Origin of the sequence: Rhodovastum atsumiense, from assembly GCF_937425535.1 — a bacterium.
GTDB lineage: Bacteria > Pseudomonadota > Alphaproteobacteria > Acetobacterales > Acetobacteraceae > Rhodovastum > Rhodovastum atsumiense.
Map to the genome: position 1 here is coordinate 6,238,168 of NZ_OW485601.1, position 25,262 is coordinate 6,263,429.

20 protein-coding genes and 1 pseudogene are annotated in these 25,262 nt (G+C 68.2%); 17 read left to right on the forward strand and 4 right to left on the reverse strand.

The window, feature by feature from the left end; genetic code table 11:
- Positions 1-207 precede the first annotated feature (207 nt).
- From NBY65_RS28095 to NBY65_RS28175, 17 genes and pseudogenes are all read left to right on the forward strand, one after another.
- Positions 208-2,733: an ATP-binding protein gene (locus NBY65_RS28095; RefSeq protein ID WP_162530366.1), complete on the forward strand. Its 2,526-nt coding sequence runs from the start codon at positions 208-210 to the stop codon at positions 2,731-2,733.
- Positions 2,734-2,834: 101 nt separating this feature from the next.
- Complete coding sequence (locus tag NBY65_RS28100) at positions 2,835-3,371, forward strand: cytochrome b (RefSeq protein ID WP_150038886.1); 537 nt, start codon at positions 2,835-2,837, stop codon at positions 3,369-3,371.
- Positions 3,372-3,439: 68 nt separating this feature from the next.
- The gene (gene parA, locus NBY65_RS28105; RefSeq protein WP_150038887.1) at positions 3,440-4,069 is read left to right on the forward strand and encodes a ParA family partition ATPase; all 630 of its coding nucleotides are present in this window, start codon (positions 3,440-3,442) and stop codon (positions 4,067-4,069) included.
- Positions 4,066-4,521 (forward strand): CopD family protein, encoded by a 456-nt coding sequence (locus NBY65_RS28110; protein ID WP_150038888.1) that lies wholly within the window; start codon positions 4,066-4,068, stop codon positions 4,519-4,521. The genes parA and NBY65_RS28110 overlap by 4 nt, the downstream gene beginning before the upstream one ends.
- A gap of 262 nt (positions 4,522-4,783) precedes the next feature.
- The gene (gene aceE / locus NBY65_RS28115) at positions 4,784-7,441 is read left to right on the forward strand and encodes a pyruvate dehydrogenase (acetyl-transferring), homodimeric type (protein ID WP_150038889.1); all 2,658 of its coding nucleotides are present in this window, start codon (positions 4,784-4,786) and stop codon (positions 7,439-7,441) included.
- Positions 7,434-8,798: pseudogene (aceF, locus tag NBY65_RS28120) on the forward strand (dihydrolipoyllysine-residue acetyltransferase); the annotation flags it as partial. The gene aceE and the pseudogene aceF, both read left to right, overlap by 8 nt.
- 34 nt (positions 8,799-8,832) lie before the next feature.
- Entirely contained in the window at positions 8,833-10,527 is a 1,695-nt protein-coding gene (gene lpdA / locus NBY65_RS28125; protein WP_150038890.1) for a dihydrolipoyl dehydrogenase, read from the forward strand.
- 30 nt (positions 10,528-10,557) lie between these two features.
- Positions 10,558-10,878, forward strand: a complete 321-nt coding sequence (locus NBY65_RS28130) for a sll1863 family stress response protein (protein ID WP_150038891.1) — start codon at positions 10,558-10,560, stop codon at positions 10,876-10,878.
- 297 nt (positions 10,879-11,175) lie between these two features.
- A complete protein-coding gene (locus NBY65_RS28135; RefSeq protein WP_150038892.1) occupies positions 11,176-11,418 on the forward strand; it encodes a hypothetical protein in 243 nt (80 codons plus the stop codon).
- Positions 11,419-11,478: 60 nt separating this feature from the next.
- The gene (phbB, locus tag NBY65_RS28140) at positions 11,479-12,201 is read left to right on the forward strand and encodes an acetoacetyl-CoA reductase (RefSeq protein ID WP_150038893.1); all 723 of its coding nucleotides are present in this window, start codon (positions 11,479-11,481) and stop codon (positions 12,199-12,201) included.
- A gap of 62 nt (positions 12,202-12,263) precedes the next feature.
- Positions 12,264-13,445, forward strand: coding sequence for an acetyl-CoA C-acetyltransferase (locus NBY65_RS28145; protein ID WP_150038894.1), 1,182 nt, complete (start codon positions 12,264-12,266; stop codon positions 13,443-13,445).
- 69 nt (positions 13,446-13,514) lie between these two features.
- Positions 13,515-15,539 carry a PHA/PHB synthase family protein gene (locus NBY65_RS28150; RefSeq protein ID WP_150038895.1) on the forward strand — a complete coding sequence of 675 codons (2,025 nt, stop codon included), beginning with the start codon at positions 13,515-13,517 and terminating at the stop codon, positions 15,537-15,539.
- A gap of 313 nt (positions 15,540-15,852) precedes the next feature.
- A complete protein-coding gene (nikA, locus tag NBY65_RS28155; RefSeq protein ID WP_150038896.1) occupies positions 15,853-17,433 on the forward strand; it encodes a nickel ABC transporter substrate-binding protein in 1,581 nt (526 codons plus the stop codon).
- 7 nt (positions 17,434-17,440) lie between these two features.
- Positions 17,441-18,382 (forward strand): nickel ABC transporter permease subunit NikB, encoded by a 942-nt coding sequence (gene nikB, locus NBY65_RS28160; protein ID WP_150038897.1) that lies wholly within the window; start codon positions 17,441-17,443, stop codon positions 18,380-18,382.
- Entirely contained in the window at positions 18,379-19,230 is an 852-nt protein-coding gene (nikC, locus tag NBY65_RS28165) for a nickel ABC transporter permease subunit NikC (protein WP_239002638.1), read from the forward strand. The genes nikB and nikC overlap by 4 nt, the downstream gene beginning before the upstream one ends.
- Positions 19,227-20,024 carry an ATP-binding cassette domain-containing protein gene (locus NBY65_RS28170; RefSeq protein WP_150038898.1) on the forward strand — a complete coding sequence of 266 codons (798 nt, stop codon included), beginning with the start codon at positions 19,227-19,229 and terminating at the stop codon, positions 20,022-20,024. Before nikC ends, NBY65_RS28170 begins: the two co-directional genes overlap by 4 nt.
- Complete coding sequence (locus tag NBY65_RS28175; RefSeq protein WP_150038899.1) at positions 20,021-20,842, forward strand: ABC transporter ATP-binding protein; 822 nt, start codon at positions 20,021-20,023, stop codon at positions 20,840-20,842. Before NBY65_RS28170 ends, NBY65_RS28175 begins: the two co-directional genes overlap by 4 nt.
- A gap of 105 nt (positions 20,843-20,947) precedes the next feature.
- Here the strand turns inward: NBY65_RS28175 and pyk are convergent, their stop codons facing one another.
- The 4 genes from pyk to NBY65_RS28195 form a co-directional block, all read right to left on the reverse strand.
- Positions 20,948-22,444: a pyruvate kinase gene (gene pyk / locus NBY65_RS28180; protein ID WP_150038900.1), complete on the reverse strand. Its 1,497-nt coding sequence runs from the start codon at positions 22,442-22,444 to the stop codon at positions 20,948-20,950.
- Between the two features lie 138 nt (positions 22,445-22,582).
- Positions 22,583-23,599, reverse strand: coding sequence for a type I glyceraldehyde-3-phosphate dehydrogenase (gap, locus tag NBY65_RS28185; protein WP_150038901.1), 1,017 nt, complete (start codon positions 23,597-23,599; stop codon positions 22,583-22,585).
- A gap of 23 nt (positions 23,600-23,622) precedes the next feature.
- Complete coding sequence (gene eda / locus NBY65_RS28190) at positions 23,623-24,267, reverse strand: bifunctional 4-hydroxy-2-oxoglutarate aldolase/2-dehydro-3-deoxy-phosphogluconate aldolase (RefSeq protein WP_150038902.1); 645 nt, start codon at positions 24,265-24,267, stop codon at positions 23,623-23,625.
- 30 nt (positions 24,268-24,297) lie between these two features.
- The gene (locus NBY65_RS28195) at positions 24,298-25,248 is read right to left on the reverse strand and encodes a sugar kinase (protein WP_150038903.1); all 951 of its coding nucleotides are present in this window, start codon (positions 25,246-25,248) and stop codon (positions 24,298-24,300) included.
- Positions 25,249-25,262 lie beyond the last annotated feature (14 nt).

The following is a 25,262-nucleotide window of genomic DNA, read 5'->3' on the forward strand; positions in this document are numbered from 1 at the left end:
AACGGATCCGGATCTTTCGCGGGATGATGCCGCCTTGATTGGCAAACTGTTGACCATAACGGCGGTTTGTCAGAGGATCGAAGCTGGGAAGAAATATAGCGCAGTTCAGAAATGTTCGCTCCCGGGTCCGCTGATCAGCCGGTCAGGCCCGCGATGCCGGGTCCCTCCGGCTGGGAGCAACCGGGCATCGCCCAGGATGGCCGTTCAATGTCGGCCGCCGTCGGCGTGGTGCATGCCGATGCCGAGGGCCGGATCACAGACGCCAATGCTGCTTTCCTGACCCGGCTGGGCCTGTCGCAGGACGAGGTGCGAAGCGGCCGGCTGCGCTGCGACACCTTGACGCCTCCCGCCTGGGCCGGCGCCGACGCGGCCGCCCTGAACGAAGCCATGCGGGACGGGGCCTGTCGGCCTTACGACAAGGAATTCCTGTGCCGGGATGGCAGGAAGCTGCCGGCGCGTGCCTGCATCACCCGGCCCGATCGCACCGATGACCGGACCATGACCCTGGTGTGGTGGCAGCCGCAGGCGGCGGCCAACGGGGACGCCAATCCGGCCGGGGAGCAGGACACGCCGATGCGCGGCGAGGCGTTGCGCGGCGAGGCGTTGCGCGGCGAAGCGTACTGGCGGGCGCTGTTCGCCCGCATGTTCGAAGGCTTCTGCCTCGGCGAGATGATTTACGACTCGCAACAGAAGGCCGTCGACATCCGCTATCTCGAGGCCAACGAGGGGTTCGCGCGGCTGGTCGACCGGAATCTAACCGATATCATCGGCCAGCTCGGCCGCGAGGTGGTGCCGGACATCGAGGCGGCCTGGATCCAGACCTACGCCCACGTGGTCGCCACCGGCCAGCCAATCACCGTCGAGCGCGTGCTGCCACGGCTTGACCGGGCCTACCAGGTGCGTGCCTTCCGCAGCGGGCCGGGCCGTTTCGCCGCCTTCTTCAGCGACGTGACCGACCGCAGGCGCGCCGAGATGGCGCTGCGGGAGATCAATGCCGAGCTGGAACGCCGCGTCATCGAACGCACCGAGGCACTGGCCGGGATCGCGCGCGAGCTGCAGGCCGAGATCGCCCGGCGCGAGGCGACGCAGGAGATGCTGCTGCAGACGCAGAAGCTGGAGGCGCTCGGGCAGATGGTCGGCCAGGTGGCGCACGACTTCAACAACGTGCTCGCCGCCATCCTCGGCAACCACGACCTGCTGCGCACCCGGCTGTACGAGCCGGAGCAATTGACCTGCCTCGACCGTGGCACCAGGGCGGCGAACCGCGGGGTCGCGCTGGTGCGCCAGTTGCTGGCCTTCGCGCGCAAGGCCGAACTCAGCCCGGTCGTGGTCGACGTGGCGCAGCTCGTGCGCGCGATGGAGGACATGGTGCTGCTGACCGTCGGGCGGCAGGTGCGGTGCCAGTTCGAACTGGCCTCCGACCTCTGGGCGGTGATCGCCGACCCGGTGCGGCTGGAGGCGGTGCTGCTGAACCTGGCGGCCAATGCACGTGACGCGATGCCGGACGGCGGGACCATGACGGTCACGCTGCGCAACCTGCCCGCCGCCGCCGCCCCGGTCGAGCTGCCGGCGGGCGACTACGTGGTGATCGCCGTCGCCGATACCGGCGGCGGCATGACTTCAGACGTATGCGCTCGCGCCATCGAGCCGTTCTTCACCACCAAGCCGCGCGGCAAGGGCACCGGGCTGGGGCTGGCCTCGGCGCATGAATTCGCCCGGCAGTCAGGTGGCACGCTGCGCATCGACACCGCCCCCGGCGCGGGCACCACCATCACGCTGTGCCTGAAGCGGGCGCAGGTGGAGCCCGACCAGAACGTTACATTTAAGGAACATGATGACCGGCGCCTGCACGGCAACGCGACCGTGCTGGTGGCCGATGCCGATGACGGGGTGCGTCGCGTGATCGCCGGCATGCTGCGCGCACTGGGCTATGCGGTGCTGGAAGCGGGCAATGCCGAAGCCGCCATGGCGATGATGCTCACCACCGGCCGGATCGACCTGGTGGTGGCCGAGGCGGCGATGGCAACCGCGGACAAGCTCCGCCTGGCCGACCATCTGCGCGAGACGCCACAGCATCCGCCGATGGTGGTCCTGACCGCCGTGACGACCGCCGATCCCCCCATCGGCGAGCGGACGCTGTGCAAGCCCTTTACCGGGCGGCAGCTCGCCGGCCTCGTGCTGGAGGCGCTCGGGCGCGTGCCCTCGCCGGAGGATGCGCAGGGCGGGGGCGTCGACCGGTTCCGCGACCGCCTCCGCTCGGCCGCGCTGCGGCGGGCCTACGAGCGATGGAAGGGGTTGCGCCACCCGCCGCAACTGCTGCCACATGCCGATGTCGTGCTTGCGGACATGGCGGGACTGCCCGCGAGCGCCTTCGTCGTGTCCGTGTCGGAACAATCCTCCGTGCCGGGGGACAGCGTCGCCTTTGGTTTCCGCTATGTCCATTTCGGCCGGGACCTGGCCGAGCGGCTCGGGCGCTCCCTGGCGGGCGAGAGCGTGGACGGCGCGGAGCCGAACGTGCTGGGCCCGCTGGATGCCGCCTATCGTCGCTGCGTGGTCAACCGCGTCCCGTCCTACGACTATGCCCGCTATGCCATGGACGAAGGACCCTGCGTCCTGTTCGAGCGGCTGTTGATGCCGCTGGCCGGGGGCGACGGCCGCATCACCCACCTGCTTGGCATCGTGCTGTTCACTGAGCTGCCGGCCACCGGCGGAACCGTGACAACCCTGCCCTGAGCCGGCCCGCGCCCCTGAGACCGGCCACCGTTGTGGTTGACCTGCCATCGTTGCATCGGTAACGCAAGCTTGCCCCACCCGCATGCAATGGATCCCCAGGCATGAGCACGACCACGGCGAGCATTCGCATCCCCCGCTACTCATTCACGGCGAGGACGTATCACTGGATCACCGTCCTGCTGATGGCGGGCATGTTCCTGACCTACTGGGTGCATGAGTTAGCGGGCCGCGACAACCCGCTCAACGCCGCCGCCATGAACCTGCACACCTCCTTTGGGCTGCTGATCCTGGGCCTGACGGTGCTGCGCCTGCTGATCCGCCCGCGCCCGCCGCAGGTGACGGGTCCGTTCATCGGCGAATTGCTGCGCAAGAGCATGCATTACCTGCTGCTGACGGCGACGCTGCTGCTGCCGATCACCGGCTATCTGCGCCGCGCCTCCCGCGGCCGGGCCAGCGATTTCTTCGGCTACCAGATCCCCTCGCTGACCGGCGACTGGCCGGCGATCAACGAGGCGATGAAGCTGCTGCACGGCGACATCATGCAGTACGCCCTGCTCGCCCTGATCGGCCTGCACGCGGCGGCGGCGCTCGGCCACCATTACCTGCTGAAGGACGACACGCTGCGCCGGATGCTCTGATCCGTCCCCCGGTAGCATCGTACCGCGCGGCAGGTTAATACCTGCCGCAGCGCAGCGGAGCAGAATCCATGGCGGTGGTCATCACGGTCGCGCAGCAAAAAGGCGGGGCGGGCAAGACAATGCTGGCGGCCCAGCTGGCCGCCGCGCTGGCCCCCACGCGCCGTGTCGGCCTGCTCGACATCGACCCGCAACGCAGCCTCGCGCGCTGGCATGCGCTGCGGGTCGAACACAAATCCCCCCTGCCCGCGGTGGGATTTTCCGATATTTCCGGCTGGCGGCTGGGCGGCGAGCTGGATCGCATGCACCGCTCCTTCGACCTGCTGATCGTCGACAGCCCGCCGCAGATCGACACCGACGCACGGCTGGCGGTGCGCAATGCCACGCTGGTGCTGGTGCCGGTGCAGCCAAGCCCGCCCGACCTGTGGGCCGCCACCGGCACGCTGCGCCTGGTGGCGGAGGAAAAGCGCCATGCCCGGCTGGTGCTCAACCGCGCCCCGGCCAGCGGCAAGCTGCGCGCCGGGGCGGAGGCGGAAATCGCCCGCAACGGCTGGCCGGTGCTCTCGGCCACGCTGGGCAACCGCACCGGCTTCGCCGGCGCCTTCGCGCAAGGGCTCGGCATCACCGAAACCGAGCCGCGCTCCACCGCGGCCCAGGAACTGCGGGCCCTGCTGGCCGAGATCGAGTCCGTGCTGGCATGACCCTGGGCGGGGTGCTGCTGGCAGTGCATCTGCTGGCAGCCATCGTCTGGGTCGGCGGCATGTTCTTCGCCCTTGTGGTGCTGCGTCCCGGCATGGCCTTCCTGGAAGGGGCGCTGCGCCTGGAATTGCATGAACAGGTGTTCCGCCGGTTCTTCCGGATCGTCTGGTACGCGATGCCGATCCTCGGCGCGACCGGGTTGTCAATGATCCACCTTCTCCATGGTGGCCCCACCCCCCTGCCCTGGCATGTCCGCCTGATGACCGGCACGGGACTGGCCATGTCCCTGATCTTCCTGGGGATCGTGGCCGGACCCTGGGCGCGGATGCGCGCCGCCATGGCAGGACGCGACCTGCGCCGGGCCGGCGGCGCGGTGCAGTGGATCCGCCGGCTGGTGACCATCAATCTGGTGCTCGGCCTGCTCACCGCGATGGTGGCGGCACTCGGCGGCTGAACGCCGCCCGCCCCTGTCACGAAGCCGCGACATCGCCCGCCACAGGAATGCGACCGTTCGCGCGGAAGGCGGCGGCGCATTCCATCGGGAATGCGCATCCTGTCGGGCCACGCAACAAGTGCCGAACAGTATCGCGGCGATGTGAGAAATTGCGGCCTACCGCGCACACCCGTGGCGTGTTGCCCTAGCAGCGTACGCCAAAGACGCGTGCCGAACGCTGTCGAAATGATATTGATCCAGATAAGAACAGGGGAAACGCGGAATGAGCAGCCTGCGGGATGCCGATCCCACCGAGACACGGGAGTGGCTGGAGTCCCTTGAGGGAGTGATCGAGGTCGAGGGCCAGGATCGCGCGGCCTTCCTGCTCGACGAACTGCTCGTCCGGGCGCGGCGGCGCGGCACCCCGGTGCCGTACTCGGCCAATACGCCGTACCTGAACACCATTCCCCCCGACCAGGAAGCGCGCCATCCCGGCGACCGCGCCATCGAACATCGCATCCGCTCCTATATCCGTTGGAACGCCCTCGCGATTGTTCTGCGCGCCAACAAGGAAAGCTCCGAACTGGGCGGGCACATCGCCAGCTTCCAATCGGCCGCGACATTGTACGATGTCGGGTTCATGCATTTCTGGCGCGCCCCTACCGACCGCCAGGGCGGCGACCTGGTCTATATCCAGGGCCACAGCTCGCCGGGCATCTACGCCCGCGCCTTCGTCGAAGGCCGGCTGAACGAGGCGCAATTGCTGCGCTTCCGCCAGGAAGTCGGCGGCGGCGGGCTCAGCTCCTACCCGCATCCCTGGCTGATGCCGGATTTCTGGAATTTCCCGACGGTGTCGATGGGCCTCGGCCCGCTGATGGCGATCTACCAGGCGCGTTTCCTGAAATACCTGCACGGCCGCGGCCTCGCCGCGACCGAGGGGCGCAAGGTCTGGGCCTTCCTCGGCGACGGCGAGACCGACGAACCGGAAAGCCTGGGCGCGATCTCGCTGGGCGGGCGGGAGAAGCTCGACAACCTGATCTTCGTCATCAACTGCAACCTGCAGCGCCTGGACGGGCCGGTGCGCGGCAACGGCAAGATCATCCAGGAACTGGAAGGAATCTTCCGCGGCGCCGGCTGGAACGTCATCAAGGTGATCTGGGGCGGCGGCTGGGACGAGCTGATCGCCCGCGACACCTCCGGCATCCTGCTGCGGCGGATGGAAGAGGCGGTCGATGGCGAATACCAGGACTTCAAGTCGAAGAACGGCGCCTATGTGCGCGAGCATTTCTTTGGCAAGTATCCCGAGCTCAAGGCCATGGTCGCCGACTGGAGCGACGAGCGGATCTGGGCGCTGACCCGCGGCGGCCACGACCCGCAGAAAGTCTATGCGGCCTATGCGGCGGCGGCGGCGCATCGCGGCCAGCCCACCGTGATCCTCGCCAAGACCATCAAGGGCTACGGCATGGGCGAGGCCGGCGAAGGCCAGAACATCACCCACCAGCAGAAGAAGATGGGCGAGACCCATCTCAAGGAATTCCGCGACCGCTTCGGCCTGCCGCTGACCGATGACCAGCTGAAGGAGATCCCGTTCCTGCGCTTCGAGGAAGGCAGCCGGGAGATGGCGTATCTGCGCGAGCATCGGCAGGCGCTCGGGGGGGCTCTGCCGGCGCGGCGCCGGACCGTCTCGCAGCCCTGCCCGGTACCGGACCTTGCGGCCTTCGAGGGACAATTGAAGGCGACCGAAGGGCGGCAGATCTCCACCACCATGGCCTTCGTCCGGGTGCTCAACACGCTGCTGCGCGACAAGAAGATTGGCCGGCGCATCGTGCCGATCGTGCCCGACGAAAGCCGCACCTTCGGCATGGAGGGGATGTTCCGCCAGTTCGGCATCTTCAGCCAGGTGGGCCAGCTGTACCGGCCGGAGGATGCCAACCAGCTGATGTTCTACAAGGAGGACACCAGCGGGCAGATCCTGCAGGAAGGGATCAACGAGGCCGGCGCCATGTCGTCCTGGATCGCGGCGGCGACCTCCTACAGCGTTTCCGACACGCAGATGATCCCGTTTTACATCTACTATTCGATGTTCGGCTTCCAGCGCGTCGGCGACCTCGCCTGGGCGGCGGGTGACATGCGCTGCCGCGGCTTCCTGATCGGCGGCACCTCCGGGCGGACCACGCTGAACGGCGAAGGGCTGCAGCACGAGGACGGGCACAGCCATGTGTTCTCGGCGGTGATCCCGAACTGCGTCTCCTACGACCCGACCTTCGCCTACGAGGTCGCGGTGATCGTGCAGGACGGGCTGCGTCGCATGGTCGCCGAGCAGGACGACGTCTATTACTACATCACCACGCTGAACGAGAATTACGAGCACCCGGCGATGCCCGAGGGCGCGGCGCCGGACATCGTCAAGGGGATGTACCTGTTCCGCGCCGCCGAGGGCCAGGGGCCGCGGGTGCAGCTTCTGGGCAGCGGCGCCATCCTGCGCGAGGTGATCGCGGCGGCCGACATGCTGGCCGAGGACTGGGGCGTGGTCGCCGACATCTGGAGCGTGCCCAGCTTCACGGAAGTCGCCCGCGAGGCGGTCGATGTCGAGCGCTGGAACCTGCTGCACCCGGACGCGCCGCCACGCCGCAGCCATGTGCAATCCTGCCTCGACGGCCATGACGGGCCGGTGGTGGCCGCGACGGACTATGTGCGGATGTTCGCCGACCAGATCCGCGCCCATGTGCCGCGCCGCTATCACGTGCTCGGCACCGACGGCTTCGGCCGGTCCGATTATCGCCGGGCCCTGCGCGACTTCTTCGAGGTGGACCGTCGCTGGGTGACGCTCGCCGCGCTGCGGGTCCTGGCGCAGGACGGCGCGATCCCGGTCGAACGCGCCGCCGAGGCGATCCGCAAATACGGCCTGGACCCCGACAAGCCCAACCCCGCGACCGTCTGAACGCCGCCCGCGCGGCCCGACGATCGACGCAACAGGGAGCGACGCCAGGATGCTGGCCATCAACGAGATCAAGGTCCCCGATATCGGCGACTTCAAGAACGTGCCCATCATCGAGGTGCACGTCCAGCCCGGCGCCCAGGTCAATGTCGATGACCCGCTGGTCACGCTGGAATCCGACAAGGCGACGATGGACGTGCCCTCGACCATGTCCGGCACCGTGGAGGCGGTGCTGATCAAGGCAGGCGACCGCGTCAGCGAGGGCAGCCCGATCGTGCGGCTGCGCGGCGAGGACGCGCCGGGGGAAGCGCCGGTGACACCGCCACCCTCGGTGATCGACCTGCAGGAGCCCGCCCCGAGGCCCGCCGCGCCGCCGCCCGCGCCACAGCCGGGGGCACCAACCGCGCTTACGCCGGCATCGGTGCAGCCACAGGCGCAGGTGGAACGTGACTTCACCGGCGTGCATGCCAGCCCGTCGGTACGCCGGCTCGCGCGCGAGCTCGGCGTCGACCTGGCTCAATTGCGTGGCTCCGGCGAAAAGGGCCGCGTCACCGCCGAGGACGTCAAGGCCTTCCTGCGCGGGCCGGCAGACGCGCCCGGCGCCGCACCGGCGGCCGCCGGCACCGGAATTCCCGAGATACCGGCGGTGGATTTCGCCAAATTCGGGCCGATCGAGACAGTGCCGCTGTCGCGCATCAAGCGGCTCTCGGGTCCGCATCTGCACCGCTCCTGGCTCAACGTGCCGCACGTCACCCATGGCGACGAGGCGGACATCACCGAGATCGACGCCTACCGCAAGGAACTCGATGCCGCCGGCAAGGAGAAGGGCTACCGCGTCACCCTGCTTGCCTTCCTGCTCAAGGCGAGTGCCGCGGCACTGCGGGCCTTCCCCGAAGTGAATGCCTCGCTCGGCCCGGACAAGGCCAGCCTGATCCTCAAGCGCTACACCCATATCGGCGTCGCCGTGGACACGCCGGAGGGGCTGGTGGTCCCGGTGATCCGGGATGTCGACCGCAAGGGCATCATCGAACTCAGCCAGGATCTTGGCACGACCTCGAAGAAGGCCCGTGAAGGCAAGCTGAGTGCCGCCGACATGCAGGGAGGCTGCTTCACCATCTCCAGCCTCGGCGGCATCGGCGGCACCACCTTCACGCCGATCGTCAACGCGCCGGAAGTGGCGATCCTGGGCGTGGTGCGGTCGCGCATGGCCCCGGTCTGGGACGGCACCGCCTTCCTGCCGCGACTGATGCTGCCGCTGTTCGTCTCCTACGACCACCGCGTCATCGACGGGGCACTGGCGGCCCGCTTCGCCCGCCATCTCTGCAACTCGCTCGAGGATGTCAGGCGCCTGGTGCTGTGATGCAGCCAATGCTTCAGGAGGGAGCGACGCGAGGATGACGGTGGAAATCACGGTCCCGGATATCGGCGACTTCAAGGACGTGCCGGTCATCGAGGTGCACATCGCACCGGGCGCCCAGGTGAAGGCGGAGGATCCGCTGATCACGCTGGAATCCGACAAGGCCACCATGGACGTGCCGGCGCCACGGGCGGGCACGATCGGCGAGGTGCGGGTCAAGGTCGGCGACCGTGTGTCGCAAGGCAGCGTGATCGCCTTACTCGACAGCGAGGAAGCGGCGGCCCCGGCCCCGAAGCCGGCCGTGGCAGCGGCGAAGGGCGACCACCATGCCGAGGTGCTGGTGCTCGGCGCCGGACCGGGGGGCTACACCGCCGCCTTCCGTGCCGCCGATCTCGGCCGCAAGGTCGTGCTGGTCGAACGCTGGTCCTCGCTCGGCGGCGTCTGCCTCAATGTCGGCTGCATCCCGTCCAAGGCGCTGCTGCATGCGGCCAAGGTCATCGAGGAAACCCAGGAGATGGGCCATGCCGGCCTGCGCTTCGGCCGGCCGGAGATCGACCTCGACCGGCTGCGCGACTGGAAGGACGGCGTGGTGAAGCGCCTGACCGGCGGCCTGGCGGGACTGGCGAAGCAGCGCAAGGTCAGCGTGGTCAGCGGCACCGGCAAATTCACCGCGCCGAACCAGGTCACGGTGAACGGCGGCGACACCACGCCGGTCACCGTCTCCTTCGACAGCGCCATCATCGCCGCGGGATCGGAGCCGGTGACCCTGCCCTTCATCCCGCATGACGATCCCCGGGTCATCGACAGCACCGGCGCGCTGGATCTGCAGGACGTGCCGAAGCGCCTGCTGGTGATCGGCGGCGGCATCATCGGGCTGGAAATGGCGACGGTGTACCACGCGCTCGGCAGCGCGGTGACGGTCGTGGAACTGATGGACCAGCTGATCCCCGGCGCCGACCGCGACCTCGTCACCCCGCTCGGCAAGCGCCTGGAGAAGCGCTACGAGGCGATCCACCTGAAGACCAGGGTGACGAAGGTGGAGCCGACGCCGGACGGGCTGGTGGCGCATTTCGAAGGCGCCAAGGCCCCACCCTCCGCCAGCTTCGACCGCATCCTGGTCGCGGTCGGCCGCCGCCCGAACGGGCGCGGCATCGCCGCCGAGGCCGCGGGCGTGGCGGTGGACGAGCGCGGCTTCGTGCCGGTGGACCGGCAGATGCGCACCAACGTGCCGCACATCTTTGCCATCGGTGACATCGTCGGCCAGCCCATGCTCGCCCACAAGGCGACGCATGAAGGCCGGGTCGCTGCCGAGGCCGCCGCCGGCCGGAACAGCCATTTCGACGCCAAGGTGATTCCCTCGGTCGCCTATACCGATCCCGAAATCGCCTGGGCCGGCCTGACCGAAACCGAATGCAAGGCGAAGGGCATCCCATACGGCAAGGGCGTGTTTCCCTGGGCGGCGAGCGGGCGGTCACTTTCGCTCGGCCGCGACGAGGGCATGACCAAGCTGCTGTTCGACGAAGCCACGCACCGCGTCATCGGCTGCGGGATCGTCGGCCCCAATGCCGGTGAACTGATCGCCGAAGCGGCGCTGGCGATCGAAATGGGAGCGGATGCCGAGGATATCGGCCTGACCATCCATCCGCACCCGACCCTGTCGGAGACGGTGGCCATGGCGGCGGAAGCCTTCGAGGGCACCATCACCGATCTCTACCTGCCGAAACGACGCTGACCTCAGCGCAAACAAGGGAGCAAACGGACCATGACGCTGCAACAGGAATTCGCCCAGCAACTGGAAGGCCAGATCGCGGTCTGGCAGGGACAGATCAAGGAGTACCAGGAGCGCCTGACCCAGGCGGGCTCGGATGCCCGCGCCTCCTATGAAAAAATGGGGGCGGAAGCCCGCACCAATTACGAGCGCGCGGTGCAGACCATGCGCGACAACGTCGAACAGGCCAGCCGGCTGCTGGCGCAGGCACGGCAGGCCCAGGAAGCCGCCTGGCAGGACATGCGCACGGCACAGCAGCGGGCCTTCGAGCAACTGCAGAAAGGCTGGGCGGACGCGCTGTCGCGCTTCGGCTGATCCGCCTGCATCCGCAACGGCGGCCGGGAGGGATCCCGGCCGCTACAGGAACAGCATGCCGGAACCAATGACGAGGGGGAAACCAGGCAATAGCCGTCGCCATCGGATGCCACGGCGTCGGCATGCTGCACTTGCTCAGTCAGTCGGACCACCCGGCCGCCCCGCGCGATCGCCATCTTGTGAACGCCGACCTGCATGCCCGTGCGCATGGGACCGGTCCGGCGGCGTGACGCCGGTGGCAGGCCATCTCCCCGCAGGGTCCGGATCATCCCCGAACCGGCACAAGATTGCCCCGGGATGCCGGTTCCTGGATTTCTATTGCTTGTATTTAACCAGGAATATTCTACCTTTGGTAGCCAGCGCAGTTTTCCGGTCGGGGGAAGCATGATGATCGAGGGATATTTCGCTCGGTTGATGTACCGATCCCTTTACAAAATGGAAGAAGCTGCGATGCATGGCGCCGCGACGACGGCATCCGGCGTCCTGGCAGGGGGCCTGCCCGGCCAGATCGGGATGCATGTCAAGCTCCAAAATAAGTAACGATCCGTAAGGGGCACCGCCATTCCATGCGGTGTCGAAGTGAGGAAGGAAAGAAGTAAGATGGCACGGGTAGCATTGGTGACGGGCGGCCAGCGCGGCATTGGCGCTGCGATCAGCGAACACCTGCAGCGGGCCGGCCGCACGGTGGTGGCCAGCTACGCCGGCAACGACGCTGCGGCCCAGGCCTTCACCGAGCAGACCGGCATTCGCTGCTACAAGTTCGACGTCGCCGATTACGAGCAATGCGCCGCGGCGGTCAAGCAGATCGAAGCCGAAGTCGGCCGGATCGAGATCCTGGTCAACAATGCCGGCATCACCCGTGACGCCACCATGAACAAGCTCTCGCGCGACGCCTGGGACGCGGTGATCGACACCAATCTCGGCTCCTGCTTCAACCTGTCCAAGCTGACCTGGGACGGCATGCGCGCCGGCAAGTTCGGTCGCATCGTCAATATCGGCTCGGTGAACGGCCAGGCGGGGCAGTACGGCCAGGTCAACTACGCCGCGGCGAAATCCGGCATCCACGGCTTCACCAAGGCGCTGGCGCAGGAAGGCGCGCGCTACAACATCACCGTCAATGCCATTGCCCCGGGCTATGTTGACACCGACATGGTGCGCGCGGTGCCGGAGGAAGTGCTGCAGAAGATCATCGGCCGCATTCCGGTGGGACGGCTCGGCCGGGCCGAGGACATCGCCCGTGGCGTCGTGTTCCTCACGTCCGATGAATCCGATTTCATCACCGGCTCCACCCTCTCCATCAACGGCGGCCAGCACATGTACTGAGCCCGGTCACCGCGACCATGTAACTTTGGCTGATCCCTGTTGCGAGCTTTGGGAAACGATCCATGACCGACATCGTCATCGCCTCCGCCGCCCGCACCCCGGTCGGCAGCTTCAACGGCGCCTTCGCCACCCTTCCTGCCCATGCGCTCGGCAGCATCGCCGTGAAGGCCGCCATCGAACGCGCCGGCATCCATCCCGGTGAAGTGGACGAGGTCATCCTCGGCCAGATCCTCGCCGCGGGGGCGGGCCAGAACCCGGCCCGCCAGGCTTCGGTCGCCGCGGGCATCCCCGTCGAGCGCACCGCCTTCGGCATCAACCAGCTCTGCGGCTCCGGCCTGCGCGCGGTTGCCCTCGCCGCCCAGCAGATCGCCACCGGTGATGCCAGCATCATCGTCGCCGGCGGCCAGGAGAGCATGACCCAGGCGCCGCATTGCGCACAGATGCGCGTCGGCACCAAGATGGGTGACCTCGCCCTGATGGACACGATGCTGAAGGACGGCCTGTTCGATGCCTTCCAAGGCTACCACATGGGCACGACCGCCGAGAACGTCGCCACCAAGTACCAGCTCACCCGCGCCGAGCAGGACCAGTTCGCCGCCGACAGCCAGCGCAAGGCCGACGAGGCGATCAAGGCCGGCCGCTTCCGTGACGAAATCGTCCCGGTCACGGTAAAGGGCCGCAAAGGCGACGTGGTGGTCGACACCGACGAATACCCCAGGCCCGAAACCACGCTCGAGGTGCTGCAGAAACTGCGTCCGGCCTTCAGCAAGGACGGCACCGTCACCGCGGGCAATGCCAGCGGCATCAACGACGGCGCCGCGGCGGTCGTGGTCATGAGCGCCGAGGAAGCGCGCCGGCGCGGCATCGAGCCGCTCGCGCACATCGTCTCCTGGGCGACCGCGGGCGTCGATCCCTCGATCATGGGCACCGGGCCGATCCCCTCCAGCCGCAAGGCGCTGCAGAAGGCCGGATGGGATGTCGGCTCGCTCGATCTCATCGAGGCCAACGAGGCATTTGCCGCCCAGGCCTGCGCGGTGAACAAGGAGCTCGGCTGGGACACCGGCAAGGTGAATGTCAATGGCGGCGCCATCGCGCTCGGCCATCCCATCGGGGCTTCGGGGGCGCGCGTGCTGACGACCCTGTTGCATGAAATGCGGCGGCGCGATGCAAAACGTGGCCTGGCGACGCTGTGCATCGGCGGAGGCATGGGGATTGCCATGTGTCTGGAACGGCGCGCCGCGTGATGACAGACTAGCCCTGCCTGCGCCGCCGCGGTCACGCGGCGGCGCCACCAACCGGACAGGGAGGCAACGATGCCGCATGAGCAAGGTCCCGACGACCGTCGGCCGAAGCCGACAGCACGGCAGACGGGCAACGACACGCATCCCCCCGAAGGCCGGGCCCCCGGGAGGCAGGACCCCGCGAGAGCCGGCGGCCCATCCGCGCATATCCCCGGTTCGGACGTCATGTTCGGCCTGTGGACATCCTTCCTCGATTCAATTCCGGGCCCGGTACCGCCCGGCCAGCCCGATGCGGCCCGCGCCTGGTGGCAGATGACGCCGGATGCCCTGCAATCGTTGCTTTCAACCGGCATCGAGCAAATCAACCACATCCTCTCGAACGATCCGCTGCTGCGCACGATCGACCAGACATGGAACGCCAATCCGCTGCGCGACATCGTGCCGGTGGACTGGGGCGAGGTCGCACGCGCGCTGCGCATCGTCTGGCTGCGCGGCATGGGACGCCCGGAGACGGCGCTCGCATCGGTTACCGAACTCAACATGCGGCTCTGGCAAACGGCTCTCGCCACCTGGAACGAAGCGGGACAGCGCTGGCTGGAAGCGGCCTCCGGCCCGATCCCCGCCGCCCCGAAACCAACCGACAAGCGCTTCGCCGCACCGGAATGGCAGCTCAATCCCGCTTACCGCGTGCTGAAGGAAGCCTATCTGCTCGCCTCGGACTGGTTGCTGAAACAGGGCGAGGCCAACGACCTCGACGAAGCCGAGCGCCGGCGGCTAACCTTCCATCTGCGCCAGTTCATCGATGCCGCCAGCCCAACCTTGATGCTGTTCTCCAATCCCGCCGCGCTGCGCCGGATCATGGAGACCGGCGGGCTGAGCCTGGTCGAGGGCACGCGCAACCTCGCCGATGACCTGCGGGCCGGCCGGCTGAGCATGGTGGACGCCACCGCCTTCGCGCCGGGACGCAACCTGGCGCTCACGCCCGGCAAGGTCGTCCATCGCAACCGGCTGATGGAACTGATCCAGTACACCCCGAGCACGGAGCAGGCGCACCAGGTGCCGCTGCTGATCGTGCCGCCCTGGATCAACAAGTACTACATCATGGACATGCAGCCGAAGAACAGCATGGTCCGCTTCCTGGTCGCGCAGGGCTTCACGGTCTTCATGATCTCGTGGAAGAACCCCGACGCGTCGATGGAAGACATCACCATCGAGGACTACATCGGCCTCGGCCCGATGGAAGCAAGTGACGTCATCCGCGACATCACCGGCAGCCAGACCCTGAACACCATGGGCTACTGCATCGGCGGCACGCTGATGACGATCCTGCTTGCCCTGCTCTCGGCACAGGGGGACAAGCGCTTCACCTCGCTGACCCTGATGGTGTCGCTGCAGGATTTCACGCGCGTCGGCGACACCGCCGTGTTCATCGACGAACCGGCGATCGAGCTGATCGAGCAGCAGATGATGGAACGCGGCTACCTCGACAGCCGCGCCATGTCGAACATGTTCAACCTGCTGCGCTCCAACGACCTGATCTGGTCGAACGTGGTCAACAACTACCTGATGGGCGAGAAGCCGGCAGCCTTCGACCTGCTCTACTGGAACAGCGACGGCACCCGCATGACCCGCGCCGCCCATAGCTGGTACCTGCGCAACACCTACCTGGAGAACAACCTGATGGTCCCGGGCAAGGTCACGCTCAAGGGCCAGCCGATCGACCTTGGCCGCATCACGCTCGATCTCTACGCGGTCGGCGCCGAGAAGGATCACATCGTGCCCTGGGATGCCGCCTGGCGCGTCACGCAACTGGTCGGCAGCAAGGTGCGCTTCATCCTGGCGTCCTCGGGCCATATCGCCGGCATGATCAACCCGCCGGGCAGCAAGGGAAACTACTGGACCAACGACGCCACCCCGGCCCCGGCAACACCGACGACCTGGCTGCAGGGCGCGACGAAGCACGACGGCACCTGGTGGACGGACTGGACCTCCTGGCTCGCCGAGCGCTCGGGACCCAGACAAGCCCTGCCCACGCTGGGCAACGCCACGCATCCACCGCTGCACGATGCCCCCGGAACCTACGTTCTGGAGAAATAAGGAAACAGGGCGGACGTCATCGCACGCCCCCCAGGAAGAGCAGCGCGCCAGGAGGCCCCACCTCCTGGCCTTCCCTTCCCCCAGGCGCAGTCGGGCCTGGCATCATATATTTCCTAGTCAGCAATAATGCCGCCTGCACATCAACGTAGGGTCGGCGGCAATTGTGCATGCATCTGCAAATATCCGTGTGGACACTCTCGCCGTCGTGATGGTAGGATTTTTTCAGAATTCGTCACACCGCTGACGTCGTTGTCGTCTTACACGGGGGCATCCCGGCGATGGGGCGCGGCGGTTCGTTCCGTGGAGGCATCCCGTGCTTCGCCGTTCCTTGCTGGCCAGCAGCGCCGGGCTGGCTGCGCTTGCCTGCCTGCCCGCTTCTGCCACCGCGTCCCGATCGACAACGGTTTCCGTCGCGTGGCCAGTCAATGTCGGTCCCCTGAACCCGCATCTCTATTCGCCCAACCAGATGTTCGCACAGGCGATGGTCTACGAGCCGCTGGTCCGCTACGTCGAAGGCGGGCGGATCGAGCCATGTCTGGCAACCGCCTGGACCATCGAGGATGATGGCCGCAGCTACGTCTTTCGCCTGCGCGAGAACGTGCGCTTCACCGATGGGGTGGCGTTCGACGCGGCCGCGGTGAAGGCCAATGTCGATGCCGTGCTCGCCAATCGGCCGCGGCACCAGTGGCTGGACCTGATCAACCAGATCGAGGGCCTCGATGTCCTCGACGCCATGACGATCCGCCTGCGGTTGCGCAACCCCTATTACCCGACCCTGCTGGAACTGGCGCTGGTGCGGCCGCTGCGGTTCCTCTCCCCGGCGGCGATCCCGCCCGGGGGCAACACCGCCGCCGGAATTGCCGCCCCGATCGGCACCGGCCCCTGGAAGCTGGCCGAGACAGTGCGGGGCGAGCGCGACGTGTTTCTGCGCAACAACGCCTATTGGGGGGATGCGCCCCAGGTCGAGCGCCTGGTGATCAAGGTGGTCCCCGATCCGACCACGCGGGCGCTGGCGCTGCAGAGCGGCGAGATCGACCTGCTCTACGGAACCGACCTGCTCGACAGCGACGCGTTCCGCCGTCTCTCAGCGGACCCACGCTTCACGGCGGCGATTTCGCCCCCGCTCGCCTCACGGCTGCTGCTGCTCAATTCGGGCCGGGGGCCGACCACCGATCCCGTCGTACGCTGGGCGATCCTGCATGCCGTCAACCGGCCGTCGCTGGTGCGCAACATCCTGCTCGACAGCGAGCCGGTCGCCGAAACCCTGTTCGCGCCCAATTTTCCCTACACCGACGTGCCGCTGGAGCCCTTCGCCTTCGACCGGGCCAGGGCCACGCGGTTGCTCGACGAGGCCGGCTGGAGCTTGCCGGCGGGCGGCAAGGTCCGCACCCGCCAAGGGCAGGCATGCAGCCTCGATCTCGCCTTCATCGGCACGGAAGCCCTGCAGAAGGCCATCGCCGAAACGGTCCAGGGCGATCTCGCGCGGGTGGGCATCGCGGTGCGGCTGATCGGCGAGGAAGCGAGCAGCTTCTATGCACGGCAGAAATCCGGCGAATTCGGCATGATCTTCGGCGACACCTGGGGCGCCCCGTACGATCCGCATGCCTTCATGGCCTCGATGCGGACACCCTCCCACGGAGACTGGCAGGCGCAGCGCGGCCTGCCGATGAAAGCCGAGATCGACCGCCGGATCAGCGAAGTACTGGTCGAAGCTGACGACACGAAGCGGCGTGCCGAGTATGCGTGGCTGCTGCGGACGCTGCACGAGCAGGCGGTTTACCTGCCGATCTCCTATCTCGCCAACAAGCTGGTGATGCGCAGGACGCTCGGCCGCATGCCGTTCGGCCCGACCCGGAACGAGATCCCGTTCGAGCGTCTGGCGCTCGCGGGCTGAGGCACCGATGTCGGGATTCATCCTCCGGCGCGTGCTGTCGCTGGCGCCGCTGCTGCTGATCGTCTCGCTCGCGCTGTTCCTGATGCTGCATCTGGGTCGGGGCGATCCGGCCATGGATTACCTGCGCCTGTCGCAGATTCCGCCGACCGACGCGGCGGTGGCGCAGGCACGCACCGAGCTTGGCCTCGACCGGCCGCTCGCCGTGCAGTACCTGAGCTGGCTGGCCGGCGTGGTGCGGCTCGATTTCGGCGTCTCCTGGGTGACACGGCACCCGGTGCTCGAAGATATCGCCACCTTCCTGCCGGCGACGCTGCAACTGGCCGCCGCCGCGCTGGCGCTGACGATTGTCCTTGGCGTGCCGCTTGGCGTCGTCGCCGCGCTGGCGCGCAATCGCTGGCCCGATCACCTGACCCGGGTGGTCGCCTTCCTTGGCGTGTCGGTGCCGAATTTCTGGCTTGGTTACCTGCTGATCCTGTTGTTCGCGGTCACGCTCGGCTGGCTGCCGGCGATGGGCCGCGGCGGCCCCGAGCACCTGATCCTGCCGGCGATCGCGACGGCGGCGATGTCGGCCTCGATCATGCTGCGGCTGGTGCGCAGCAGCGTGCTCGGGCAACTGGGCAACCGGCATCTGGTGTTCGCGCGGGCGCGCGGGTTGAGCGAGCGCACGGTCATCGGGCGCCATGTGCTGCTGAATGCCATGATCCCGCCGCTCACCGCGATCGGCCTGCATATCGGCGAGCTGCTCGGCGGCGCGATGGTGGTGGAAGTGGTGTTCGGCTGGCCCGGCGTGGGGCGCTATGCACTGCAGGCGATCTCCAACCGCGACTTCCCGGCGCTACAGGGCTTCGTGGTGGTGATGACCATGATCTACGTGATCTGCAACCTGGTGATCGACATCGCCTATGCCTGGATCGATCCCCGCATCCGCCTGGGACGCACCCTGACATGACCGGACAGGCCGGGACCGAGCGTCCCTGGATCATGTGGATCGGCCTGGGACTGGTCGGGCTGCTGGCGGCGGTGGCGTTGCTGGCGCCGTGGATCACTCCGTTCGATCCGACCGAGGTCAATCCGGAAGCGCGGCTGCTGGCCCCCTCGGCACAGCACTGGCTGGGCACCGACCATCTCGGCCGCGACCAGTTCGCGCGCGTCGTGTTCGGGACCCGCACCTCGCTCGGCGCGGTCGCGCTGATCTTCGCGCTGGTGCTGACGATCGGCAGCATCGTCGGTGGCATCGCCGGTTATTGCGAAGGGATCGTCGATGCCGTGCTGATGCGCACCTGCGACGCCTTCATGACCATTCCCACGCTGGTGCTGGCGTTGTTCCTGATCGGCGTGCTCGGCACCGGGATGACCAATGTGATCATTGCCATCACATTGTCGCACTGGGCCTGGTACGCGCGGCTGGTGCGTGGCCTCACCCTGGAACTGCGCCAGCGCGGCCACATCGCCGCGGCACGGGTGGCCGGGGGATCGCGGACGGCAATCCTGATCCGGCACATCCTGCCGGCGATCGCCGGGCAACTGGTGGTGCTGTCCACGCTCGACCTGGGCCACTGGATGCTGCATGTCGCCGGGCTGTCCTTCCTCGGCCTGGGGGTGGCGGCGCCGACCCCCGAATGGGGCATCATGATCAACGATGCCCGGCCCTTCGTCTGGACGGCGCCAATGCTGATCCTGGTACCGGGGGCCGCGATCCTGGTGACCGTCATGGCGTTCAACCTGCTGGGCGACGCCGCGCGCGACCGGCTCGATCCGACCCTGGCCGGGCCCGCAACGGGAGGGCACGAGCATTGAGCCCGCCTGATCTCGCCCTGCGCGGCCTGCGGCTGGAAACGGGATCGCCCGCCTCCCCGGTGGTGCTGGTCGATGGCATCGATCTCGGCATCACCCGTGGCCGCGTGCAGGCGCTGGTTGGCACCAGCGGCGGCGGCAAGAGCCTCAGCACGCTCGCCCTGCTCGGGCTGCTGCCACGCGGCGTGCGGCGCAGCGCCGGTAGCATCAGCCTCGATGGCGTGGAGCTGACCGAGGCGGGCGTCGTCGCGCTGCGCGGACGCACGGTCGGGCTGGTGCAGCAGAACCCCACGGGCTGCTTCAATCCGATCGTGACGATCGGCCGGCATTTCCAGGAAACGCTGGCCCTGACCGGAACAGGTGCGCGCGCCGCACGGGCAACCGCGGTGGCGCGACTGGCGGAGGTCGGGTTCGATGCGCCGGCCCGGCTGCTGGAGCTTTATCCGTTCCAGCTCAGCGGGGGCATGTTGCAACGGGTGGCAATCGCCCTGGCACTGGCCTGCGATCCGCCGTTCCTGGTCGCCGACGAGCCCACCACCGACCTGGATCTGGTGGTGCAGGCGCAGATCCTCGATCTGCTGGACGGGCTGCGCCGGCATCGCGGCATCGGCATCCTGCTGGTGACGCACGACCTGTCCGTGGTGGCGCGGCTGGCCGACGAGGTGGCAGTGCTCATCGAAGGGCGCATCGTCGAATCCCGTGATGCCCACGGACTGTTCGCCACACCGCGCGATCCCTGCACCCGCGCGCTGCTGGACGTGCATTTCGCGCTGCAGCCGGAGGCACTCTGCGCATGAGTCTGCTGGAACTGCGGCAGGTTGATAAATCGTACCGGCAGGGCGGCCTGTTCGGCCCGCGCGAGGCGGTGCGTGTGCTCGATCGTGCCTCCCTTGATGTGGGCCGCGGTGAATGCGTGGCGTTGCTGGGCCCCAGCGGCGCCGGCAAAAGCACGCTCGCGCGCATTGCCCTCGGCCTGGAGTGGCCGGACAGCGGCGAGGTCCGTTTCGACGGCATGCCGTTGCTCGATGATCGGGGACGGATGGCGGCTGCCACGCGCCGTGCGATCCAGGCGGTATTCCAGGACCCTTACGGGGCGACCAGTCCGCGATTCTCCGCCTTCGAGGTGATTGCCGAGCCGCTACGCTATGCGGGCCTCTCCGGGGCACCGTTGCGGGCCCGTGTCCGGGAGCTGGCGGAACAGGTGGAGCTTGATCCCGGTGCGTTGTCGCGGCTGGCGCATCGTTTCAGCGGTGGCCAATTGCAACGGCTGTGCATCGCGCGGGCGCTGGCGTTGCAGCCGCGGCTGCTGGTGCTGGATGAGGCGGTGAGCAGTCTCGACCTGACCACGCAGGCGCGAGTGCTGGCACTGCTGACGGGGCTGCGCCGCAGGCATGGCGTGGGCTTTCTCTTCATCACGCATGACCTGCGGCTGTTGCGCGGGTTCGCGGACCGGGTCCTGGTGATGGAAGATGGCCGGCCGGTCGAGGTGGATGATCCGTTCGCGCCGGAACCGGCGATTCCGGCGCTGGCACGGCTGCAGGCAGCCATGCTGCCGGCAAGGCCAGGGCTTCGCCCTGGACCCAGCAGGGGCCACAAGGCCCCTGCACCCCAATAGCGCTGCGCGGCAAAGAATGGGATCCAAGGGCCTTATGGCCCTTGGTGGAGGTCCAGGAGGCAAAGCCTCCTGGTGGGGTGTGGGGCAAAGCCCCACCGCTGCCCCTTACGGGGCAGCGCGCACGATACGCAGGGCGTCGGTGCCGCCGGCCTGACCGAACTGCTTGCCGGCAAGCAGGACGATATCGGCGGAGATCGTGACGAGTCCGGCCTGTGTGACCAGTCGAACCACGCTGTTGACCAGGTCGGCTTCGGTGCGGGTTTCCGGCGAAGCGGCGGCGTACACGCCCCACACCACCGCGAGCCGGCGCGCCGTCGCCGCGTCCGGCGTCAGGCTGATGACGGGTGCCTCGGGCCGTTCGCGGGAAGCGCGGAGCGCGGTGCTGCCGGAAGCGGTAAAGGCGCAGATCGCCGCGGCACCGATGGTATGCGCCACCTGCCGCGCCGCTGCCGCGAGGGCGTCGGCGGTCGAGCGTTCCGGCGCGGGCCGAGACGCCTCGATGATCGCCCGCCAGCCCGGATCCTGCTCCACCCGGGCGACGATGCGGTCCATGATGTTGACGGCTTCGTAAGGGAACTGCCCGGCCGCGGTCTCGGCCGAGAGCATCACCGCATCCGCCCCGTCGAATACGGCGGTCGCCACGTCGGAGGCTTCGGCGCGGGTCGGCGCGGGGGCAGTGATCATGCTTTCCAGCATCTGGGTCGCCACCACCACTGGCTTGCCCGCCTGCCGCGCGGCGCGGACGATGCGCTTCTGTGCCAGTGGCACTTCCTCGGGCGGCAGTTCGACGCCGAGGTCGCCGCGCGCGACCATGATCGCATCCGACAGCCGCACGATCTCGTCGAGATTCTCCAGCGCCTGCGGCTTTTCCATCTTGGTCATGATCCAGGCGCGGCCGGCGGCGATCGCGCGGGCTTCGGCGACGTCCTCGGGGCGCTGCACGAAGGACAGCCCGATATAGTCGACGCCGTGGTCGAGCGCGAAAGCGAGGTCCTCGCGGTCCTTGGTGGTCAGCGCCGGGATCGGCAGCACCACGTCGGGGACGTTGACGCCCTTGCGGTCGGAGAGCGGGCCGCCGACGGTCACCTCGGTTTCCAGCATGTCGTCGCGCTTGCGCACCACGCGCAGGCGCAGCTTGCCGTCATCGAGCAGCAGCGTGGTGCCGATGGCGGCGGCCTGGATGATTTCCGGATGCGGCAGGTTGACGCGGGTGGCATCGCCCGGGGTCGGGTTGAGATCGAGCTGGAAGCGCTGCCCGGTCTGCAGTTGCACGCGCCCGCCGGCGAAGCGGCCGACACGCAGCTTCGGCCCCTGCACGTCGGCGAGGATGCCGATCGGGCGGCCGAATTTCTGCTCCAGCTCACGGATCATGACGATCCGCTGGCGATGATCCTCGTGGCTGCCATGGGAGAAATTGAGCCGGAAGACGTCCGCGCCCCCCTGGAACAGGCGCGCCAGCACCTCCGGGGTCGAGCTTGCCGGCCCGAGGGTGGCGATGATCTTGGTGCGGCGATGACGGCGGAAGCGGCCGCGTTCACCGACGCCGGCGAATCCGCTCTCGGGCAGCGGGCGGGCCAGGCTGAGGGGGGAGCTGACGTTCATGATGGTGTTGCCTCTCGCGATGCTGCCGGACGAGCGAAAGCGCCTCCACGCTGGCCGTTGCCGACCGGCGCGATCGCGTGCCGATGCTGATTTGTTGTTGTGGCGGACGGCGCCATGGCGGCGCCGTCCCGTGCTGCTCTACAGGCTGCCCAACAGCGCGGCGGTGTCGCCCATGCGGTTGGAGAAGCCCCATTCGTTATCGTACCAGCTCATGACCCGGACCAGCCCGCCATCGACGATCGCGGTCTGGCTCGCGTCGAAGGTGGAGGATTCGGGGACATGGTTGAAATCGGCGCTGACCAGCGGCGCCGTGTTGTAGCCAAGGATGCCCTTCAGCTCGCCTTCGGCAGCCGCCTTCAGCGCCGCGTTGATCTCGGCCTTGTCGGCCGGCTGGCGCGTCAGCACCACGTCGAGCGAGACCAGGGAAACGTTCGGCGTGGGCACGCGGATCGAGCTGCCGTCCAGCTTGCCCTTCAGCTCCGGCAGCACGAGGCCGACCGCCTTCGCCGCCCCGGTGCTGGTCGGGATCATCGACAGCGCGGCGGCACGGGCCCGGTGCAGGTCCTTGTGCAGCGTGTCGAGCGTCGGCTGGTCGCCGGTATAGGAATGGATCGTGACCATGTAGCCGCGCTCGATGCCAAAGGTCTCGTGCAGCACCTTGGCGACCGGGGCGAGGCAGTTGGTGGTGCAGGAGGCGTTCGACACCACGGTCATGTCCGGGGTGAGCACCTTGTGGTTCACGCCATAGACGATGGTGGCGTCGACCCCATCGGCCGGGGCGGAGACCAGCACCTTGCGCGCGCCGGCCTGCAGCAGCGCCGCGGCCTTTTCCTTGGAGGTGAAGCGCCCGGTGCATTCCATGGCCACGTCGACGCCCTGGTAGGGCACCTTGGCCGGATCACGCTCGGCCGAGACCTTGATCGGCCCCCAGACGCGGCCATTGGCACGGATGGTGATGGTGTCGCCGGACACCTCGACCTCGGCGGGCAGGCGGCCATGCACGCTGTCATAGCGCAGCAGGTGGGCATTGGCCTCGACGCTGCCGAGATCGTTGATGGCGACCGGCAGCAGGTCCTCGCGCCCGCTCTCGATGATCGCGCGCAGCACCAGGCGGCCGATCCGCCCGAAGCCGTTAATGGCGATTTTCACTGGCATAATGCGGATTCTTCCTTCCAGTCTCAGACAGCCGGCCGCAGGCCGGCCGTGGCGCGGGCGAGCGAGCGGACCCGCTCCCAGTCGCCGGCAGCAACCGCGTCGGCCGGCGTGAGCCAGGAACCGCCGACGCAAAGAACGTTCTTCAGGCGCAGATACGTGGGGGCATCCTGCGCGGAGATGCCGCCCGTGGGGCAGAAGCGGATCTGCGGCAGCGGCGCGGCCAGCGAAGCAAGCGCCGGCGCGCCGCCCGCCGCGGCGGCGGGAAAGAACTTCTGGAACACGAACCCCGCCGCGAGCAGGCGCATCGCCTCGGACGCGGTGGCCGCGCCGGGCAGCAGCGGCGCGCCCGACTGCACCGCCTCGCGCACCAGTTCGTCCGTGGTGCCGGGGCTGACCAGGAAGCGGGCGCCAGCCGCCAGCGCCTCGCCGATCTGGCGCGGCTCGATGATCGTGCCGGCGCCGACCACGGCACCGGGCACCTCGGCCGCGATCAGGCGGATCGCGTCAAGCGCAGTCGGGGTGCGCAGCGTCACCTCGATCGCCGGGGTGCCGCCTTCGACCAAAGCGCGTGCCAGCGGCACCGCATGGCGCAGGTCGGCGATGGTCACCACCGGGATCACCGGGGCGAGCGTGAGCACCGTCTCGATGGTGGTCGCGATATGAGTCATATGGGGCCTCCGCTGCGAAGGGACGCGTGATCAGACCAGCTCGGGCACGCCGAGCTGCATGCGCGTGGGCAGGCCGTCCATGTCGCCGATCACCTGGATGGCGAAGGCGCCGACGCGGTTGCCGCGCATGACGGCTTCCTCGATCGACTCGCCTTCGAGCAGGCCGCTGATCAGGCCGGCGGCGAAGCCGTCACCGGCGCCCACGGTGTCGATCACCTTCTCCACCCGCACGCCCGGCACGATGCCGTCCTGCGTGGCGGTGCGGAAATAGGCGCCATCGGCGCCGAGCTTGACCACCACCAGTTCCACGCCGCGATCGAGGTAGAAGGCGGCGATGTCGCGCGGCCGCTCGTAGCCGGTCAGGATCAGGCCTTCATTCAGCCCCGGCAGCACCCAGTGCGCCTGCGCGGCCATGTGGTTGATGCGCTCCACCATGACGTCGCGGCTCGGCCAGAGCGAGGGGCGGAGATTGGGATCGTAGGACACCTTGCGCCCGAGCCGTGCCATCTGCGTCATGGCGTGCAGGGCGAATTCCAGGTTGGCGGGCGAGAGCGCCGCGGCGACGCCGGTCGCGTGCAGCAGGCGGGCGCCGCCGAAATAGGCCGGGTCGTATTCCGCCACGTTCAACTGGCTCGCCGCCGCGCCCTTGCGGCAGTAGTGGATGGCGGGGTCGCTGCCATCGAGGGTCTTGCCCTTGAACATCATCCCGGTCGGCCGGGTCGGGTCGTCGGTCACGTGGGAACAGTCCACGCCCTCGGCGGCCAGGGTCGCGCGGATGAAGCGGCCGAACGGATCGCAGCCCAGCCGGCTGACCCAGCCAACCCGCAGGCCGAGGCGCGCCAGCCCGACGGCCACGTTGGTCTCGCAGCCAGCCATGCGCCGGGTGAAATTCTCGACACTGGCCAGGTCGCCGGGAGTCTCGGCAACGAACAAGGCCATGGCCTCCCCGAAAGTCACGACATCCAGCTCTGTCATTGTCATTTTCTTTGTCCGGA

Bases quoted from the DNA above. Each gene is read 5' to 3' on its own strand.
- NBY65_RS28095 (WP_162530366.1), top strand. From the start codon at position 208: ATGTCGGCCGCCGTCGGCGTGGTGCATGCCGATGCCGAGGGCCGGATC.
- NBY65_RS28100 (WP_150038886.1), top strand. From the start codon at position 2,835: ATGAGCACGACCACGGCGAGCATTCGCATCCCCCGCTACTCATTCACG.
- parA (WP_150038887.1), top strand. From the start codon at position 3,440: ATGGCGGTGGTCATCACGGTCGCGCAGCAAAAAGGCGGGGCGGGCAAG.
- NBY65_RS28110 (WP_150038888.1), top strand. From the start codon at position 4,066: ATGACCCTGGGCGGGGTGCTGCTGGCAGTGCATCTGCTGGCAGCCATC.
- aceE (WP_150038889.1), top strand. From the start codon at position 4,784: ATGAGCAGCCTGCGGGATGCCGATCCCACCGAGACACGGGAGTGGCTG.
- lpdA (WP_150038890.1), top strand. From the start codon at position 8,833: ATGACGGTGGAAATCACGGTCCCGGATATCGGCGACTTCAAGGACGTG.
- NBY65_RS28130 (WP_150038891.1), top strand. From the start codon at position 10,558: ATGACGCTGCAACAGGAATTCGCCCAGCAACTGGAAGGCCAGATCGCG.
- NBY65_RS28135 (WP_150038892.1), top strand. From the start codon at position 11,176: ATGCCGGTTCCTGGATTTCTATTGCTTGTATTTAACCAGGAATATTCT.
- phbB (WP_150038893.1), top strand. From the start codon at position 11,479: ATGGCACGGGTAGCATTGGTGACGGGCGGCCAGCGCGGCATTGGCGCT.
- NBY65_RS28145 (WP_150038894.1), top strand. From the start codon at position 12,264: ATGACCGACATCGTCATCGCCTCCGCCGCCCGCACCCCGGTCGGCAGC.
- NBY65_RS28150 (WP_150038895.1), top strand. From the start codon at position 13,515: ATGCCGCATGAGCAAGGTCCCGACGACCGTCGGCCGAAGCCGACAGCA.
- nikB (WP_150038897.1), top strand. From the start codon at position 17,441: ATGTCGGGATTCATCCTCCGGCGCGTGCTGTCGCTGGCGCCGCTGCTG.
- nikC (WP_239002638.1), top strand. From the start codon at position 18,379: ATGACCGGACAGGCCGGGACCGAGCGTCCCTGGATCATGTGGATCGGC.
- NBY65_RS28175 (WP_150038899.1), top strand. From the start codon at position 20,021: ATGAGTCTGCTGGAACTGCGGCAGGTTGATAAATCGTACCGGCAGGGC.
- pyk (WP_150038900.1), bottom strand. From the start codon at position 22,444: ATGAACGTCAGCTCCCCCCTCAGCCTGGCCCGCCCGCTGCCCGAGAGC.
- gap (WP_150038901.1), bottom strand. From the start codon at position 23,599: ATGCCAGTGAAAATCGCCATTAACGGCTTCGGGCGGATCGGCCGCCTG.
- eda (WP_150038902.1), bottom strand. From the start codon at position 24,267: ATGACTCATATCGCGACCACCATCGAGACGGTGCTCACGCTCGCCCCG.
- NBY65_RS28195 (WP_150038903.1), bottom strand. From the start codon at position 25,248: ATGACAATGACAGAGCTGGATGTCGTGACTTTCGGGGAGGCCATGGCC.